Origin of the sequence: Tritonibacter litoralis (genome assembly GCF_009496005.1) — a bacterium.
Classification (GTDB): domain Bacteria; phylum Pseudomonadota; class Alphaproteobacteria; order Rhodobacterales; family Rhodobacteraceae; genus Epibacterium; species Epibacterium litoralis.
This window is the reverse complement of the sequence record NZ_WIBF01000001.1, coordinates 1-17,471: the sequence shown is the minus strand read 5'-3', so window position 1 is coordinate 17,471 and position 17,471 is coordinate 1. Positions and strand designations below refer to the sequence as shown.

General features: G+C 58.7%; 20 protein-coding genes, 1 tRNA gene and 1 riboswitch. Of the genes, 16 read left to right on the top strand and 5 right to left on the bottom strand.

Annotated elements, in window-relative coordinates; all coding sequences use genetic code 11:
* Window positions 1-29: 29 nt before the first annotated feature.
* Both GFB49_RS00105 and GFB49_RS00100 read right to left on the bottom strand, forming a co-directional pair.
* Window positions 30-383: a sarcosine oxidase subunit delta gene (locus GFB49_RS00105; protein WP_153213780.1), complete on the bottom strand. Its 354-nt coding sequence runs from the start codon at window positions 381-383 to the stop codon at window positions 30-32.
* A gap of 40 nt (window positions 384-423) precedes the next feature.
* On the bottom strand, window positions 424-1,668 hold the full coding sequence (locus GFB49_RS00100; protein ID WP_153213779.1) for a sarcosine oxidase subunit beta family protein: 1,245 nt from the start codon (window positions 1,666-1,668) through the stop codon (window positions 424-426).
* Window positions 1,669-1,853: 185 nt separating this feature from the next.
* On the opposite strand from GFB49_RS00100, the gene ccmI reads away from it, so the two are divergent.
* Genes ccmI through GFB49_RS00085 form a run of 3 tightly spaced genes read left to right on the top strand, consistent with a single transcriptional unit; the run spans window position 1,854 to window position 3,805 of the window.
* On the top strand, window positions 1,854-3,095 hold the full coding sequence (gene ccmI / locus GFB49_RS00095; RefSeq protein WP_153213778.1) for a c-type cytochrome biogenesis protein CcmI: 1,242 nt from the start codon (window positions 1,854-1,856) through the stop codon (window positions 3,093-3,095).
* Complete coding sequence (gene ruvX, locus GFB49_RS00090; protein ID WP_153213777.1) at window positions 3,092-3,565, top strand: Holliday junction resolvase RuvX; 474 nt, start codon at window positions 3,092-3,094, stop codon at window positions 3,563-3,565. Before ccmI ends, ruvX begins: the two co-directional genes overlap by 4 nt.
* A gap of 9 nt (window positions 3,566-3,574) precedes the next feature.
* Window positions 3,575-3,805, top strand: coding sequence for a DUF1289 domain-containing protein (locus GFB49_RS00085; RefSeq protein WP_153213776.1), 231 nt, complete (start codon window positions 3,575-3,577; stop codon window positions 3,803-3,805).
* 13 nt (window positions 3,806-3,818) lie between these two features.
* Here the strand turns inward: GFB49_RS00085 and GFB49_RS00080 are convergent, their stop codons facing one another.
* Together GFB49_RS00080 and dusA are read right to left on the bottom strand one after the other, a co-directional pair.
* Entirely contained in the window at window positions 3,819-4,643 is an 825-nt protein-coding gene (locus GFB49_RS00080) for a sulfite exporter TauE/SafE family protein (protein WP_153213775.1), read from the bottom strand.
* Window positions 4,644-4,733: 90 nt separating this feature from the next.
* Window positions 4,734-5,726, bottom strand: a complete 993-nt coding sequence (gene dusA, locus GFB49_RS00075; RefSeq protein ID WP_153213774.1) for a tRNA dihydrouridine(20/20a) synthase DusA — start codon at window positions 5,724-5,726, stop codon at window positions 4,734-4,736.
* Window positions 5,727-6,046: 320 nt separating this feature from the next.
* Between dusA and GFB49_RS00070 the strand changes: the two genes are divergently transcribed.
* A tRNA-Asn gene (locus GFB49_RS00070) sits at window positions 6,047-6,121 on the top strand.
* A 170-nt stretch (window positions 6,122-6,291) separates the two neighbouring features.
* Here the strand turns inward: GFB49_RS00070 and GFB49_RS00065 are convergent.
* A complete protein-coding gene (locus GFB49_RS00065; RefSeq protein ID WP_153213773.1) occupies window positions 6,292-8,433 on the bottom strand; it encodes a methyl-accepting chemotaxis protein in 2,142 nt (713 codons plus the stop codon).
* Window positions 8,434-8,794: 361 nt separating this feature from the next.
* A riboswitch (TPP riboswitch) is annotated at window positions 8,795-8,899 on the top strand.
* A gap of 84 nt (window positions 8,900-8,983) precedes the next feature.
* Here GFB49_RS00065 and thiD point away from each other — a divergent pair.
* The 12 genes from thiD to GFB49_RS00005 all read left to right on the top strand — a co-directional run.
* A complete protein-coding gene (gene thiD / locus GFB49_RS00060) occupies window positions 8,984-9,829 on the top strand; it encodes a bifunctional hydroxymethylpyrimidine kinase/phosphomethylpyrimidine kinase (RefSeq protein WP_153213772.1) in 846 nt (281 codons plus the stop codon).
* The gene (locus GFB49_RS00055) at window positions 9,826-10,812 is read left to right on the top strand and encodes an FAD-dependent oxidoreductase (RefSeq protein WP_153213771.1); all 987 of its coding nucleotides are present in this window, start codon (window positions 9,826-9,828) and stop codon (window positions 10,810-10,812) included. Before thiD ends, GFB49_RS00055 begins: the two co-directional genes overlap by 4 nt.
* Entirely contained in the window at window positions 10,790-10,987 is a 198-nt protein-coding gene (thiS, locus tag GFB49_RS00050) for a sulfur carrier protein ThiS (protein ID WP_153213770.1), read from the top strand. The genes GFB49_RS00055 and thiS overlap by 23 nt, the downstream gene beginning before the upstream one ends.
* Before the next feature lie 11 nt (window positions 10,988-10,998).
* Window positions 10,999-11,772 carry a thiazole synthase gene (locus GFB49_RS00045; protein WP_153213769.1) on the top strand — a complete coding sequence of 258 codons (774 nt, stop codon included), beginning with the start codon at window positions 10,999-11,001 and terminating at the stop codon, window positions 11,770-11,772.
* Window positions 11,769-12,365 (top strand): thiamine phosphate synthase, encoded by a 597-nt coding sequence (locus GFB49_RS00040; RefSeq protein WP_153213768.1) that lies wholly within the window; start codon window positions 11,769-11,771, stop codon window positions 12,363-12,365. Before GFB49_RS00045 ends, GFB49_RS00040 begins: the two co-directional genes overlap by 4 nt.
* On the top strand, window positions 12,344-13,354 hold the full coding sequence (locus GFB49_RS00035; protein ID WP_246149558.1) for a HesA/MoeB/ThiF family protein: 1,011 nt from the start codon (window positions 12,344-12,346) through the stop codon (window positions 13,352-13,354). The genes GFB49_RS00040 and GFB49_RS00035 overlap by 22 nt, the downstream gene beginning before the upstream one ends.
* Complete coding sequence (locus GFB49_RS00030) at window positions 13,351-14,286, top strand: ABC transporter substrate-binding protein (RefSeq protein ID WP_153213767.1); 936 nt, start codon at window positions 13,351-13,353, stop codon at window positions 14,284-14,286. The genes GFB49_RS00035 and GFB49_RS00030 overlap by 4 nt, the downstream gene beginning before the upstream one ends.
* Before the next feature lie 2 nt (window positions 14,287-14,288).
* Entirely contained in the window at window positions 14,289-14,963 is a 675-nt protein-coding gene (tenA, locus tag GFB49_RS00025; protein ID WP_153213766.1) for a thiaminase II, read from the top strand.
* Window positions 14,960-15,685: an ABC transporter ATP-binding protein gene (locus GFB49_RS00020; protein ID WP_343032419.1), complete on the top strand. Its 726-nt coding sequence runs from the start codon at window positions 14,960-14,962 to the stop codon at window positions 15,683-15,685. Before tenA ends, GFB49_RS00020 begins: the two co-directional genes overlap by 4 nt.
* On the top strand, window positions 15,685-16,338 hold the full coding sequence (locus GFB49_RS00015; RefSeq protein ID WP_153213764.1) for a TenA family protein: 654 nt from the start codon (window positions 15,685-15,687) through the stop codon (window positions 16,336-16,338). Before GFB49_RS00020 ends, GFB49_RS00015 begins: the two co-directional genes overlap by 1 nt.
* Window positions 16,335-17,087, top strand: a complete 753-nt coding sequence (locus tag GFB49_RS00010) for an ABC transporter permease (RefSeq protein ID WP_153213763.1) — start codon at window positions 16,335-16,337, stop codon at window positions 17,085-17,087. Before GFB49_RS00015 ends, GFB49_RS00010 begins: the two co-directional genes overlap by 4 nt.
* Before the next feature lie 154 nt (window positions 17,088-17,241).
* Window positions 17,242-17,471, top strand: a 230-nt coding sequence (locus GFB49_RS00005) for an acetyl-coenzyme A synthetase N-terminal domain-containing protein (RefSeq protein WP_281347130.1), incomplete at its 3' end; no start/stop codon positions are given.

Sequence of the window (17,471 nt, the reverse complement as noted above, 5' to 3'; positions counted from 1 at the left end):
GGCGGGAGTATTTTTGAAAAGATGAAACATCAGGAGGCGTCCTTGGCTGACGCACAAGAGAATTCACGCCAGCTCCAGCCTGGGCGCTTTTTGCTGATCTTGTCCTGAATATCCTGTGGCGGCTCGGTGGTCTGGGCCGGATAGGTGCCAAAGACTTCGAGGGAGGTGGTGCAGCGGGCCGCATGGAACCATTTTCCACAGCCATTTGTGTGACGCCAGCGTTCGAAATGCACGCCTTTTGGGTTTTCACGCACAAACAGATAGTCGTGGAATTCCTCATCCGAGGATCCCGGGCCAAACCGTTTCAGATGGGCTTCGCCGCCGGCCTGCAGTTCGGTTTCTTCGGCAGTTGCACCGCAATAAGGGCAGGTAAGGATCAGCATAGCGTCTGCTCCGTCTTGAGAGAGATTGAGAAGAAATTCATCAGTGCGCCACCCCGGCGGCAACGCTTTCGTCGATGAACTTGCCTTCTTTGAAACGGGTCATGGTGAATTCTTCTGCCAACGGTGAGTGGCCGGTTGCCATCAGCTGCGCCATGGCCCAGCCAGAGCCTGGAATGGCTTTGAAGCCGCCGGTGCCCCATCCGCAGTTCACGAAACAGTTTTTGACAGGTGTTGAGGAGATAATGGGCGAGCGGTCACCCGTGACATCCACGATGCCGCCCCACTGGCGCAACATCTTGAGGCGCGACACCATCGGGAAAGTTTCGACCAGCGCGCGCACCGTCTCTTCGATATGATGGAACGAGCCACGTTGGGTATAGTTGTTAAACCCGTCCGTACCGCCGCCGATGACCATTTCACCCTTGTCGGATTGCGACATATAGCCGTGCACGGTGTTGGCCATCACAACCACATCCATACAGGGTTTGATCGGCTCGGACACCAGCGCCTGCAGCGCCACCGATTCCACCGGCAGACGGAAACCCGCCATCTGGCTGAGATCAGAACAATTGCCCGCAACAACCATGCCGATTTTGTCGCAGTCGATTGCGCCTTTGGAGGTGTCGACACCCACAACACGGCCACCTTCGGTGCGCACGCCGGTGACTTCGCACTTCTGGATCACATCCATTCCCATCGCCGAACAGGCACGGGCATAGCCCCAGGCCACCGCATCATGGCGCGCGGTGCCGCCACGGGCCTGCCACAAGCCCCCCAGCACCGGATAACGCGGACCTTCCAAATTGATGATCGGCACCAATTCCTTGACCCGCTCGGGCGAGATCCATTCGGTGCTGACGCCCTGCAACGCATTGGCATGGGCGGTGCGTTTATAGCCGCGCACCTCATGTTCGGTCTGCGCCAGCATAATCACGCCGCGCGGGCTGAACATCACGTTATAGTTCAGATCCTGGCTCATATCCTCATAGAGGGAGCGCGCTTTTTCATAAATTGCAGCGGAGGGATCCTGAAGATAGTTCGAGCGGATAATGGTGGTATTGCGCCCGGTGTTGCCACCGCCCAGCCACCCTTTTTCAAGGATCGCAACATTGGTGATCCCGAAGTTTTTGCCCAAGTAATAGGCGGTCGCCAGACCGTGGCCGCCGGCCCCTACGATGATCACATCATAGTGACGTTTGGGGGCCGGAGAGGTCCAGGCCCGTTCCCAGCCGGTGTGATAGCGCAGGGCCTCCCGGGCAACTGCAAAGGCAGAATAGCGTTTCATGTGCGAATCCAATGCGTCGTGTCTGTCTCTTATATGCCGAGGACAGAACACCTAACCGTGCCGTTATTCGTCCTTTCCATGCATCTTTGCGACATTCTTGTGACGCAAGGACAGGAGGCCGCAGGTCAGAGGGGTTTTGTCTGGCCCTTGCGACCTGTAGACAAGGACCAAATATCGGAGAGCCTATGACCTTTTGGATTGTGACCGCCCTTATTACGCTGTCGATCAGCGTCCTGTTCTTTCTGGTCATCCTGCGGGCGCGCAGCACGGGGGAGCCTGCGGCAGCTTATGATTTGCGGCTGTATCGCCAGCAGCTGAAGGAAGTGGACCGCGATCTGGCGCGCGGGGTCATTCAGGAAAGCGACGCTGAGCGTATTCGCACCGAAGTGTCACGACGCATTCTGGCGGCAGATGCCGCGCTGAAGAAACATTCCGAAGGATCGGCCCAACCGCGTGTACTGTCGATTGTCGCTGGTGGTGGCGTCTGCGTCCTTATGTTGGGCGGTGCTTTTGGGCTTTATCTGTCCCTGGGCGCGCCGGGGTATGGCGATCTGGGGCTCGACTATCGTCTGGCGCTGGCGGCGGAACATGCTGCAAACCGTCCTGATCAGGCCCAGATGGAAGCGGAGGCGGTTCCCTTTGACCTTCCCGCCCCCGACGCGGCCTATGTGGAACTGGTGGAGCGCCTGCGTGAGGCCGCCGCCAGCCGTCCGACCGACAGCCGTGGTCAGGGGCTCTTGGCGCTGCATGAGGCCCGGCTGGGGAATTTCACCAAAGCCTATCAGGCCAAGGCAAAATACATCGACCTGTCGCCCGGCGTGGCCACAGCCGAAGACTATGCCGAACAGGCCGAGCTGATGGTCCTGGCCGCTGGTGGGTTGGTGTCACCCGAAACCGAAGAGGTTTTGAAACAGGCGCTGACCCTGGATCCCCGCAATGGCACTGCGCGGTATTACTGGGGCCTTATGATGGGGCAGAACGGCCGACCGGACATCGCCTTTGGCATCTGGCGCGACACATTGGTCGCGGGTCCCGCAGGTGCCCCATGGATCGAGGCGATCCGGGCCCAGATCACCGATATGGCCTTTCGCGCAGGCCAAGAAGTTGATCCGGCATTGCTTTCGGTTCAACCACCATCAGGCCAGCCCGGCCCCACTCAAGAGCAGATGCAGGCCGCCAGCGAGATGTCACCGGAAGAGCAACAAGAGATGATCCGCGGCATGGTCGAAGGTCTGTCAGACCGGCTGGCCAATGAAGGCGGCACGGCGCCGGAATGGGCGCGGTTGATTTCTGCGCTGACCGTTTTGGGGGATGTGGAGCGGGCCAATCGCATCTATGCTGAGGCGCAGTCGCGATTTGCTGATGCGCCGGAGCAGGCCGCGATCATTGATGCAGCGGCGCGTCAGGCAGGGTTGATCACCGAATGATCCACAACACATTTGAAGAGTTTGCAGCCGCCCTTCCCCCGATGAGCGCGCTGGCCGGGTTGGATCTGGGTGAAAAGACCATTGGCGTTGCCGTCTCCGACCGGATTGGTGCAGTGGCCACCCCACTTGAAACCATTCGGCGCAAGAAATTTGGCATCGACAGCGCCCGCCTGTTGGAGATCGTCAAGGAACGGGATCTGAACGGCCTTCTGTTGGGACTGCCGCGGAATATGGACGGAACCGAGGGACCACGTTGCCAGTCCACCCGCGCCTTTGCCCGCAACCTGTCACGGATTACCGAGCTGCCGATTGGCTTTTGGGACGAACGTCTGTCCACAGTGGCCGCTGAAAAAGCGCTTTTGGAAGCCGATACCAGCCGCAGACGCCGGGCAGAGGTTATCGACCACGTGGCGGCGTCCTATATTCTTCAGGGGGCGCTGGACCGGATGCGTCACCTGAACACGCAGTAGGAGCGTTTTATGTCCAAGGATGTTTGGAAACGGGACGAGATTCAGTCGCCTTGTATCAATATCTGCGTGATCCATCCCGAAACGCGGCTGTGCACTGGCTGCGCGCGCTCTATTGATGAGATTACCGCCTGGTCCAAGATGAGTGATGATGAGCGGCTGCAGGTGATGTCAGACCTGCCTAACCGCGAGGCCGCGCCCAAAACCCGCCGGGGCGGACGCGCGGCGCGGCTAAAGCGTTAGACGTCCTTAATTATTAAAGTCCTAGCGCTTTGCGCAGCATATTTATCGCCACCAAAATCAAGAAGACCGCGAACACCCGTTTCAACGGCTTGGGATCCAGCGCATGGGCCAGACGCACGCCCAACGGGGCCGTCAGTAAGGTCATGGCAATGACAATCCCAAAGGCCGGCAGGTTGATTGCACCAATCGTCATTGGTGGGCGATGTTCCGACGCAATGTCGACAAACAGAAATCCGGTGGCCGAGGGCAGCGCGATCAAAACGCCAAACCCTGCCGCCGTCGCCACTGCTCGGTGAATGGGCACATTGTGCAGGCTCATCAACGGTACGCCGAAACTGCCGCCGCCGATCCCCATCAGAACGGACAGGAAGCCCATCACGGGGGACATCACTGAGCGCCCCAGGGGCCCAGGCATCTGGTCCGCCAACCGCCAGTGATTGCGACCAAGCGCCATATAAAGCCCGATGATCAACGCCAAAACACCAAACAACAATTGAAGCGTCGTCGACCGCAGGCTCGCGGCCACCAGAACCCCCAGAACAGCGCCCACCACAATGCCAGGTGCCCAGCCGCGCAAGACCTGCCACTCCACCGCGCCTTTTTTGTTATGGCTCAAGACCGACCGCACAGAGGTGACAATGATTGTCGCCAAAGAGGTTGCCAGACAGATCTGCATCAGCTGGTCGCTTCCATATCCAAGGGTCTGGAACATATAGAAAAACCCTGGCACCAGGACGATGCCGCCGCCGACTCCCAGAAGGCCAGCCAAGACGCCTCCGATGCCGCCAATGGCGATCAGCAGCGCCAACATTTGAAGAAGTAGTCCTGTTTCAGTCATCATGCCCTCCCTGTTCGGAGGCGTACATCCGTTGCAGCGGCCGGAATGTCCAGCCCTCGCGTCACGGCCAAAAGATCTTGTAACGAAACGTCAGGCCGCGCGGGCTTTGACATGCTCAAGCGCCGCCAGAACCAGATCCGGCCCGGCCCCCGCTTTATGCGCCCCTTCGGACAGGGTACGCCGCCACTGACGCGCACCGGGACGACCGGCAAAGGCGCCCAGCATGTGCCGGGTGATCTGATGCAGACGCGTGCCCTTCTGCATCTCTGCTTCGATAAAGGGCAGCATGGCCAGAACCGCCGCCTCCATGCTGCGACCGCTGTCTTGACCAAACAACAAGGCATCGGCCCCTACCAGGACGTCGCCCGGTTGGTGATAGGCCGCACGCCCCACCATGACCCCATCCAGACCGGCATCCAAATGCGCCTTGGCTTCGGTCAAAGTCGCGATGCCGCCGTTGATCGAGATATGGAGCGCGCTGAACTCTGCCTTCATCTGATGCACCAGATCGTAATCCAGTGGCGGGATATCCCGGTTTTCCTTTGGGCTCAGCCCTTGCAGCCAGGCTTTGCGCGCATGGATCGTCACGCGCTGGCAGCCCGCCTTTTGGATTTTCTCCAGAAAATCAGGCAGGACATCACGTGGCTCTTGCTCATCTACGCCAATGCGGCACTTGACGGTCACCTCAACATCAACCGCCTCTCGCATTGCGGCCACACAATCTGCAACCAATTCCGGCGTCTGCATCAAGATGGCCCCAAAAGACCCCGATTGAACCCGGTCACTGGGACAGCCGCAATTGAGGTTGATCTCATCATAGCCCGCATCCGCACCCAGTTTCGCGGCCTGCGCCAGCTCAACCGGATCAGAACCACCCAGCTGCAGCGCCACGGGATGTTCCTCGGGCGCGTGATCCAACAGATGCAATGCCCCACCGCGCACCAATGCGGGCGCCGTCACCATCTCGGTGTAAAGCAGCGCCTCCTGGCTGAGCAGCCGATGAAAAAACCGACAAAACCGATCAGTCCAATCCATCATCGGTGCCACAGACAGGCGAGAAGCAGTATGTGCATTATTTTTCAATGCGTTAAATCCGTCTTTCAATCTGATCCAGTGGAAAATTACCGGTTTTACGATACGCGCGCACGGGGCTTCAGCGATCCTGATTCGAGCGTGCAAGGGTTTAACACATTCAAGACGCACAACACCATGTCACTTCGTTTCCCTCGTTTATGTGCCAACCCAGCTGAGGGCTCGTTCTCTATTTCTGAATTGGCGCTGCAGGGGCCCGATCACAATGTTTAAACCAGATTCACATCGAAAACCGTGGTCCAAAAAAATGCGCAACAGATGATTTTTCCTCTGGAAACTCCCGAAAGATACTCCTATACGACGCTGCATGTTCCGGCGTAGCTCAGCGGTAGAGCAGTTGACTGTTAATCAATTGGTCGTAGGTTCGATCCCTACCGCCGGAGCCATTCTCAAAATGAGTGTGGAAGAATGAAATAAACGACGCAAACTGATGTCGTTTGTTGCAAGAGACTTGCTTGATCAACGCGCACTCAGATCTCCGGTCAGGTGCAAAGCACAGGCAGGGTGACGCCAACCGCCCCCTGCCTCAAAAACCCGTTCCTTGGAAACCCATCCGTCACCCGGCCTGCCTCAGGCTGCCCCGGGCCCAATCATCCGACAAATCGCCTTTGGTGGCGGAAGTCACAGTGGACAAGGTGAACATCCCAACGGTGGCTTTGAGACGCTGCGCATTGGTTTTCAACAGATGGCTTGCGGCCGTTGCACTCTCGACCATAACGACATTTTGCTGGGTCACACCATCCAGCTGAACCACACCTATGTTGATTTCTTCCAGACCCTCCGATTGCTCCTGCACGCCTTCAGAGATGTCCTTTACCAGACCAGAAACATTCGTCACGCGCTGTACAATGCTCTGCAAGGCTACACCGGCCTGATTCACGAGGCGCACCCCCTGATCCACGTGGTGGGAACTGTTGCCGATTAGCGTCTTGATTTCCATTGCCGCATCTGACGAACGCTGCGCAAGAGCCCGTACCTCCGACGCCACCACAGCAAAACCACGCCCTGCTTCACCCGCGCGGGCGGCTTCAACACCTGCATTAAGCGCCAACAGATTGGTCTGGAATGCAATGTCGTCGATCACGCTGATGATTTGAGCAATCTGAGTGGAGCTTTGCTCGATCTCAGCCATCGCGCTCATGGCTTGTTGCACAATTTCACCGCTGCTCGCAGCCTCCAGACGGGCGTCTTCGGTGGTCTGCTTCACGCTCTGCGCACCCTCTGCGGCGGATTTCACGCTTGTTGTAATTTCTTCCAGCGCCACTGTCGTCTGCTCCAATGTCGCCGCCTGACTCGAGGTACGCAGAGACAGATCATCTGAGGCATTGGTGATTTCAACTGCCCCCTTATGGATGAGCGCCGAAGCATCGACCACCTCGGTCAACGCGTCGCGTAGCCGATCGATAGTCTGGTTGAAATCCTTGCGTACATCTTCATAGTCTTCAGGAAAGGCCGCATCAAAATTCGCAGACAGGTCACCCTGGGACAGTTTCCCCAAACCATTTCGCAACTCATCCACCACGAAGTCCTGCCCCTTCTTGGCTGCAATCTGGTCTTCCTCAAGCTTTTTGGCATTTCTCATCATTTCAAGCGTATCTTGCTTGAAGCGGTAAATCGCGCGCGCCATCAAGCTGAGTTCATCCTTACCCTCGATGCCTCTAACGAAAATGGAAAAATCCCCACGTGTGAACCCATCAACAACCGCCGTGAGACTTTTGATCCGACGGATCATGAGTTCGAAAATGATCAATGCGATCATAAATGCGATTGCACTTACCACCACGGTCAACCCAAGGGTCCATGTATATGCATCGGCAGCTGTACCATCAATTTCCGCAGAAAGCGCATTAACCGCATCGTTGACTTCAAGCTCTTGGGCGCGCAACAAGTCGATCCAAGCGCTGGAAATCGCAAACCAATCCGGAGCTTTTAAAGTGCCGTAATCGCCGCTTTCATAGCCTGCGATGATGGTCTTTCGGGCTTGGTCAATGGCTTGAAACTCAGGCGCTGTATGAAGCATTTCGATCCAGGCGGCATCACCAAGACTGCCCTGCGCTTCGGCCAACAGGGCCTTTTGCCCACCACCCAAAGACAGGAACCGCTCATAAACCGCGGCCGAAAACCCGCCCCCAAGCCCAGTGGCACCCATCGCCCGTTCCAGGCCTGCACGTTCCTTGGCTGCAGCAATCAGGATACTGGCTTGCATCAAACGTTGCAGATGTGCTGACGCCTCTCCCGTCAAATTAGGGCGTGCCACCTCCAGCAGCATATCAATTGTCTGCGTGTAGAACTTGGCCATCTGCGGGACTTTTAGCCCCTTTTGATCAACGTCTTCCCGCATTTGTTTGAGTTGCGCAAAATTGGTTTCAATGGCCGATGCGAGGGCAGGCTGTTCGGTGAAGATCAATGAGACATCACGCGTCATGATTGCGATGGCGTCATCTGTAAAACCGCGCTGCTCTTTGAGTTCGGTTGAGAAATTTTTACCGCTCGACGCCAGGAAACCCGCGGAATAACCCCGTTCCTTTTGTATTTCGTGGACCAGGTCGTGAACGATCGTTTCCTCAACGGTCTTAAAGGCGATTTCGTGGGCATGAGTCAGTCGATCTCGCTGGATGCCAACATCCACAAAAGCAAAATATCCTGCCAAAGCCAGCAAGGGCGCAATAACCAAAATCATTGTAATACGTAAACGCATCAGGCTCTCCTGAAATCTTGCTTCTGATGAATCACACAACCAAAAAACGAAATGCGATGCAAACTACTCGTAGAATCACGGAGTAAATCAAAGCTGAATCCACGGTGCACTTTCTGCTTATCCCCATGAAAATTGGTAAATAAGTGGATTGTACGTTAGAAAATACTCATTTCGTGACAACCGCCAAAGTTGAACACGGCTCGTGATCCCTGAAGCCATCTCTAAATCCGCAGTTGGTTTGAAATTATCCAATTTGTCGAATGTGTGACCAATCAGGTTCAGTGTGATATTCGTTTTTTGGAACCTATTGTGCAAAAGTCCCCCCCCTTGCCCCAGATGCCGTTTCCAAATACAGTCCCTACGACATCCGTTGGGGTGCCCCTTTTATTTGGGGCTGAGAGGCAGCAGTCAACCCATCGAACCTGATCCGGGCAATGCCGGCGTAGGAAACGGAGACCTGACACCCGTCCCGCAGCATCTGCGGTGTCTTGGTGGAACGCCCCCGATGTATCTGCGCTGACGCCCGTATCGCCAAGCGAAAGGCGTGGGCATGGAACGCGTGACCTCAAAGACCGGTGAAGCCGGACAAACCAAGCCACAGGCTGTGGCGGCATTGACCATTGCCGGATCCGACAGTGGCGGCGGTGCAGGCATTCAGGCTGATCTCAAGACCTTTTCTGCACTGGGTGTCTTTGGCTGCAGCGCCATCACAGCGCTAACGGCGCAAAACACCCGTGCGGTCACACGGGTCGAGGCGGCGGCACCGGGCATGATTGCCGCGCAGATCGCCGCCGTGCTGGATGACATCGAGATTGGCGCGATCAAAATCGGAATGCTGGCCACTGTTGCGGTCATCGAAGAAGTCACTGCGGCGCTTGACGGCTATCAAGGTCCCATCGTCTTGGACCCGGTGATGGTGGCAAAATCCGGCGATGCGCTGTTGGCCACAGATGCCATTGATGCGCTGACGACGCTGTTGTTGCCGCGCGCCACGGTTCTGACACCGAACCTGCCCGAAGCGGCGCGGATCCTTGGGGTGGAAGAGGCCGCAAATGAGGCCGAAGCATTGGACCAGGGGCGCAAGCTTTGTGAGTTAGGGGCCAAAGCGGTTCTGATGAAAGGCGGCCATGGCACAGGTGATGTGTGTGTGGACCGTCTCGTCTCAAAGGACAGCGTTGTGGACTTCTCTGCCCCGCGCATTGTCACGCAAAACACTCATGGCACCGGCTGCACTCTGTCCTCTGCCATCGCGGCCGAACTGGCCAAAGGGCGTGCCCTGCCCCAGGCCGTGGGGCATGCGCACAGCTGGCTGCATGCCGCGATCAAGGCGGCGGATCAGATCAACATCGGCCAGGGCCACGGTCCGGTGCACCATTTCCACGCGGTTTGGTCATGACAGAGCGCATTACCATCCACGGCGGCGGCATTGTCGGCCTCTGCGTCGCAACCGAGCTGACCGCGCGCGGCGTGCCGGTTCGGATCTGTGAAAAAGGCGAAGCGCCAGGACCACAGGCTTGTTCCTGGTGGGCGGCGGGCATGCTTGCCCCCTTCTGCGAAGGCGAAAGCGCCGAGGAACCGGTGGTGCGCCTGGGTCAGGAGGCCGCCGGTTGGTGGGAACGTCACGGCGTCAAGGTGGTCCGCAATGGCTCGCTGGTGGTGGCCCTGGGCCGCGACAGGCGCGAGCTTGCCCGGTTTGCGCGCCGCACAGAGGGGCACCGCCACGTAAACGCGCAGGACATTGCGGATCTGGAACCGGACCTCGGCGGTCGTTTCGGCGAGGCGCTAATGTTTGACAGCGAGGCCCATATCACCCCCCGCGCCGCATTGGCGCAGCTGTGGGACGGGCTTCAGGCGCGAGATGTTGAGATCAGCGATGACCAACCCAGCGGCGGGCGGATCATCGACTGTCGCGGGCTTGCAGCCCAGGACCAACTGACGGACTTGCGCGGTGTCAAAGGCGAAATGGTGATCCTGCGCAGCACCGAGGTCAAACTGCACCGTCCGGTGCGCCTCTTGCATCCACGTTTTCCCTTGTATGTGGTGCCGCGCGGCGATGGCGTCTTTATGTTGGGGGCCACCCAGATCGAAAGCGGCGAGCGGACCCGGCCCACGGTGCGGTCCACCCTTGAGCTGTTGACCGCAGCCTTTGCCCTGCACCCGGCCTTTGGCGAGGCTGAGATCCTGGAAATCGGCGTCGACGCCCGCCCCGCCTTTGCCGACAACATGCCCCGCATCCGCCACCGCGGGCAGACGATTTTTGTAAATGGGATGTTCCGGCACGGATATCTTCTGGCCCCCGCGATGGCGCGCCAGGTGGCTGAATTTGTGTGCGACGACATCAAACCGGAGATGATGGATGAAGATCACGGTGAATGGTGAAGCCAAAACGCTGGAGGCCGCAACCTTGGCTGAGGCGCTTGAGGCTCTGGGATATGGCGGTGCCAAAGTGGCCACCGCGGTGAACGAGGATTTTGTGCCCGCAGCCCTGCGCGCTGCAACCCCGTTGTCGGATGGCGACCGGTTGGAAATTGTGGCCCCCCGTCAGGGCGGCTGAGGAGCGAAACAATGGTGAAATTCTACGGAACCGAAGTGTCCTCCCGCCTGATGCTGGGCACGGCGCAATACCCATCCCCCGCCATTCTGGCAGATGCGTTCAAGCAATCGGGCGCAGGCATTGCCACCGTCTCTGTGCGGCGCGAAGCCGGCGGCGACAAGGCAGGCAGCGCATTCTGGGATCTGATCAAGGATCTGGGGGTTGCGGTCCTGCCCAATACGGCGGGCTGCCATTCGGTGCGCGAAGCGGTCACCACCGCTCATATGGCGCGCGAGCTGTTTGATACCAATTGGATCAAACTGGAAGTCATCGGCCATATGGACACGTTGCAGCCCGATCCCTTTGCCTTGGTCGAGGCGGCCAAGATCCTGTGCGACGACGGCTTTCAGGTCTTCCCCTATACGACCGAAGATCTGATCCTTGGCGAACGGCTGCTGCATGCAGGTTGCGAGGTGCTGATGCCTTGGGGCGCACCAATTGGGTCCGGCCTGGGCCTGTCCAACATCTATGGCCTGCGCAGCATCCGTGCCCAGTTTCCAGACGTGCCTATGGTGATTGATGCGGGCCTTGGCCTGCCAAGTCAGGCGGCGGCGGCGATGGAACTGGGCTTTGACGCGGTTCTGTTGAACACCGCTGTGGCCAAGGCCGGAGACCCCGCGCAGATGGCCCAAGGTTTTGCCCAAGCGGTGGAAGCCGGGCGTATGGCCTATGAGGCTGACCCGATGGAGCCCCGCGACATGGCCGCGCCGTCAACCCCAGTGATTGGAAAGGCGTTTCTGGAATGAGCCTACCCCGTTTTTACCCGATCTTTGACCATGTGAACTGGCTGGAACGTCTGCTGCCCTTGGGTATCAAACTGGTGCAGCTTCGGATCAAGGACCAGCCCGAGGCTGAGCTACGCGCGCAGCTGATCGCAGGACGCGATCTGTGCCATGAACACGGCGCGATTTTGGTTGTGAATGACTATTGGCAACTGGCCATCGATCTGGAGTGTGATTGGCTGCATCTGGGGCAAGAGGATCTGGACACCGCCGATCTGGATGCGATCAAAGCCGCAGGCCTGAAACTGGGGCTGTCGACCCATGACATCGCCGAACTGGACCGCGCCATGGCCTGCCAGCCGGACTACGTGGCCCTGGGACCGGTTTATCCCACCATTTTGAAAAAGATGAAGTGGCACCAGCAAGGTGTTGAAAAGCTAACAGACTGGAAAGACCGCATTGGCGACACGCCCTTGATCGCCATCGGCGGTATGAACGTCGAGCGCGCGCCGGGTGCCTTTGCGGCGGGTGCAGATGTGGTGTCAGCGGTGACGGACATCACCCTGAACGAAGACCCTGAAGGACGCGTGCGCCAATGGCTGGAGACCTGCGGATGAGCCGTTATGCCCGCCAAATCGCCGTGCCGGAGTTTGGCCCCCTTGGGCAGGCCGCGCTGGAACGCGCGCGTATTCTGGTGATTGGTGCAGGCGGCTTGGCAGCACCTTTGCTGCCCTATCTGGTGGGCGCAGGCCTGGCTGAGATCCACGTGGTTGACCCGGACACAGTTGAACTGTCCAACCTGCATCGCCAGACGTTGTTTCGCGAAACGGATGTCTCCCGTCCAAAGGCCGTGGCGGCCGCGGATCACCTGGCAACGCTCAACCCCAAATGCCGGGTGATTGCACATGTGGCGCAATTCGGGCCCGAGAACGCCGCGACCCTCTGTCAGGACATGGATCTGGTGCTGGATTGCGCCGACAGTTTTGCCGCAAGCTACATCGCCTCTGACATGTGCCAAAACATGCATCTGCCGCTCATCAGCGCGTCGGTTGTGGGGATGGATGGCTATGTCGGCGGGTTCTGTGGTGGCGCGCCTTCGCTGCGGGCGCTGTTCCCGGATTTGCCCCGCGCGGCTGGCACCTGTGCCACCTTGGGCGTTCTGGGGCCTGTGGTCGGCGTTCTTGCCACCCTTCAGGCCCAGATGGCCGTCGCGGTTCTGACTGGTCAAACGCCGAGCCCTCTGGGCCAGCTTGTGACTTTTGATGCCCGTGGATTTCGCTTTGGCGGATTTCGCTTTGACCGCGCGCCCGAGCCTGCGTTTGCGCCGAAGTTTGTCGCACCTGCGGCCATGACCACAAATGATCTGATCATCGATCTGCGCCAGCCTGACGAGGGGCCGTTGGCCCATCCCACCGCACTGCGCCGCAGCGTGGACGACATCGCAAACAACCCGCCGATGGCCCAGGCAGGCCAACGTATTCTTTTGTGCTGTCGCTCTGGCCTGCGAGCCTGGGCCGCTGCCGAAACCCTTGCCCCGCATCACGCGGGCGACATTGCCATGATCGCTCTGGGAGACCAGAGCCAGACTTTGGAGAACACGCCATGAAAAAGACCCTGACCGCCGCCCTTGCCCTGATGGTGGCAAGCCCGGCCTTTGCCGCTGATAAGATGACGCTACTGCTGGATTGGTTCATCAACCCAGACCACGGACCGATCATTATTGCGCAGGAAAACGGTTATTTCGCCGACCAAGGGCTTGAGGTCGAAATCATCGCTCCCGCCGATCCCTCGGATCCGCCGAAACTGGCCGCAGCGGGCAAGGCCGAATTGGCGATTTCCTATCAGCCGCAGCTGCACCTGCAGGTGGCCGAAGGTCTGCCGCTGAAACGTGTGGGCACGCTGGTTGCGACACCGCTCAACTGTCTGCTGGTTTTGAAGGACGGCCCTATTCAGGAAATCGCAGATCTAAAGGGTAAGAAAATCGGCTTCTCTGTCGCCGGTGTCGAAGAGGCGTTGTTGAGCACGGTTCTGGGCACCCATGGTGTGGCTTATGAAGACGTAGAGCTGGTCAATGTGAACTGGTCGCTGTCACCCTCGCTGATGTCGGGTCAGGTGGATGCGGTGATTGGGGCCTATCGGAACTTTGAGCTGAACCAGATGGAGATCGAAGGCGTCGAGGGCCGCTGTTTCTACATCGAAGAAGAAGGCCTGCCGTCCTATGACGAGCTGATCTATGTCGCCAATCCCGAACTGATGGACAAGGACATGCTGCGCCGGTTTATGGCTGCGACCGAAAAGGCCACGCAGTATATTGTGAACCACCCCGAAGACAGCTGGGAGATCTTTGCCGCCACCTCGACCGAGCTGCAGGATGAGCTGAACGCCAAAGCCTGGGTCGACACCCTGCCCCGTTTTGCCCTGCGCCCCGAAGCGCTGGACGAAGGGCGTTATGCACGGTTTGAAACCTTCCTGCATGAGGCCGGCCTGATTGAAGAGATCAAGGCGGTTGGTGATCTTGCGGTGGATCTGGGCGAATAATCATGTCTGATTACGGTTCCATTTTTGGCAAATGGCGGGCGGCGGCCGGGGAGACCTGGCCTGCCTATACCCATCATGCCTTTGTCGAAGGTCTGCGAGACGGCTCCCTGCCGCAGGCGTCCTTCCTGCATTATCTGGTTCAGGACTATATCTTCCTGATCCATTTCTCTCGTGCTTGGGCCTTGGCAGTGACCAAAGCCGACACAATCGACGAAATGCGCCACTGCGCCGCCACCGTAAACGCGCTGATTGACGGAGAAATGAAGCTCCACATTGGCATCTGCGCCGAGGCGGGCATTTCCGAGGCGGATCTGGCCAAGGCAGAAGAGCGGATCGAAAACCTCGCCTACACGCGCTTTGTCCTGGATGCGGGCCATTCCGGCGATTTTCTGGATCTGCTGGCAGCCCTTGCCCCTTGTGTTATCGGTTACGGAGAGATCGGCGCGCGGCTCAAGGAGGCGGCAGGCGAGACCCCCTATCAACAGTGGATCGACACCTATGCCAGTGACGACTTTCAAGAAGTCTGCAAAGCGGCCGGTGCGTTGATCGACAGCGCGGTGGCCCGCCGTCTGGGAGACCATCCCGAAGACAGCCCCCGGTGGACATCCCTTTGTGACCGTTTTACAACCGCAACCCGGCTGGAGGTTGGGTTCTGGCAAATGGGCATGACCCCGTGACCACGCCACCGGGCCTTTTTCTGCGCGGCAGCGCCCGTATCGACGCCAAGCCTTTGTTTGGCCCGGTGGACGTAACCCTGCCTGCTGGGCGCTGGACCTGTTTGTTGGGACCATCGGGCGTGGGGAAAAGCACAATCCTGAAACTCTTTGCTGACCTCGCCACGGGGGTTTCCTTTGACGGCACTTTTGGCAGCTCGGATGGTGCCCCCCTGGCCGGGCGCATCGCTTTGATGGCCCAAGAAGACCTGCTGATGCCTTGGCTGGATTTACGCCAGAACGTCAGCCTGGGCGCACGCCTGCGCCGGGAACGACCGCCCAGTGATCTGGCCGAAACCCTCTTGGCTGAGGTTGGGCTTACGGAGCATATCCGCAAACATCCGGCCGAGCTGTCGGGTGGGCAACGGCAACGGGTGGCGCTGGCGCGCACCCTGATGGAAGACCGTCCCGTTGTGCTACTGGATGAGCCATTTTCGGCATTGGATGCCCGCACCCGCGCGGATATGCAGGATCTGGCGGCCGACAAACTCGCGGGCCGCACCGTGTTGCATGTGACCCATGATCCCGGCGAAGCCGCGCGCCTTGGCCATCAGATCCTGGTGTTGACGGAAACCCAGTTGATCAAGGTCCCCGCGCCACACTCCGCCATCCCCCGCCCCGTGGACAGCGCCGAGGTGCTGGATCTTCAGGCGCGGCTTTTGAACCAACTCAGACAGGACAGCTGATGCGCCCGACCGAATTCCTGAAATCCCAATGCCAATCCAACTGGGACGCCGCAACCGCCCATGCCTTCACCGATGCCTTGTGTGATGGCACATTGGATTTGGACAAGATGCGCGGATATTTGCAACAGGACTACCTGTTTGTCGAAGAATTCGTGCGCCTTCTGGCGGCTGCAATTTCCAACGCACCCAGCCTAACAGACGCGGTGCCCGCCGCACAGTTTCTGGCCGTCATCACAGGCCCCGAAAACACCTATTTCCAGCGCAGCCTCGCAGCCCTTGACGCGCCCGAGGCGGAGGCCGCTGCACCACAAACACAGGCCTTTCTGATCCAAATGCGCGACGCGCGTTTGACGGGCAAATACGAGGAAATGCTGGCGGTGCTCGTGGTTGCAGAGTGGACCTATCTGTCCTGGGCTGCGCCGCAGGAAAAACGCGCCGCTGGTCTCCCCTTTTACTTTGGCGAATGGATCACCCTGCACGCGGGCCCTGGTTTTGAAGGCGTGGTTGAATATCTGCGCGGTCAATTGGACGCGATCTGGCCTTCGCTGAGCGACACGGCGCAAACCGCCGCCACACAACGGTTCTTCGACACTGTGCAGCTGGAGCGTGCCTTCTTTGACGCCGCCTGGGCCGGGTTTGAGGTCGCGCGATGACCCTATCGGGGCTAAAAACCTGGCACAGGGTGGCGCTGTCGCTGTGCGTCGGGTTGGCCCTGTGGCATGGGGTGGTTGTGGTCTTTGACCTGCCCAAATTCATCCTGCCAGCCCCGCAGCTGGTTGCCGAAACCCTGTGGAAGAGCCGCGCATTGCTGGCGGAACATGCGGTGATCACAATATTCGAGGTCATTGCAGGACTGGTTCTGGGGGCCACCATAGGCGGGCTTACCGCGATTTGGCTGGCGTCGTCGAAAACCGCCGAAGTCCTGGTGCGACCGCTTTTGGTGTTCTCGCAAACCATCCCGGTCTTTGCCCTCGCGCCGCTATTAACGCTATGGCTGGGCTATGGGCTTTTGTCCAAGATCGCTATGGCGCTGCTGATCATCTTCTTCCCGGTTACATCCGCGTTTTTTGATGCATTGGTTCGCACACCCAGCGGATGGCTCGGCCTTGCCCAAGTTATGGGCGCCAGCAAATGGCAAATCATGCGGCAAATCCGCATCCCTGCCGCACTGCCCGGCTTTGCTTCGGGCCTGCGACTGGCCGCCGTCTATGCTCCGATTGGCGCGATCATCGGTGAATGGGTTGGTGCCTCCAAGGGGCTCGGCTATTTGATGCTCCTGGCCAATGGCCGTGCCAAAATCGATCTGATGTTCGCCGCCCTTGTGGTTCTGGCGTTCTTTACACTGCTTCTCCACACTTGCGTGGACCGATTTTGTGTGAAGATCCTGAACCAGCACCGCTAGCGACAATTTTTCTTCCAAAAACTCTACGACTTTAAGTCAAGTTCCTTCCCAAAGAGGGACAAACTATGGTGCACTAAAGACGGAGAGAACACGTTGCCGGAGCCACCGCGCAGGCGGCAGAATTAAACGTGCTTCTGACAGCGAGGAGAGATCGATGACCACAAACACACATGAGCCACCTCAGGACATGGTGGCCAAGGCCCATGTCAACGCAGCGCAATACAGCAGTCTTTATTCTGCATCTGTGTCTGACCCTGAAGGGTTCTGGGGGGAGCAGGCGAAGCGGGTGGATTGGATCAAACCGTTTACCCAAGTCAAAGATGTGAGCTTTGCGCCGGGCAATGTGTCGATCAACTGGTTTGCCGATGGCACGCTGAATGTGGC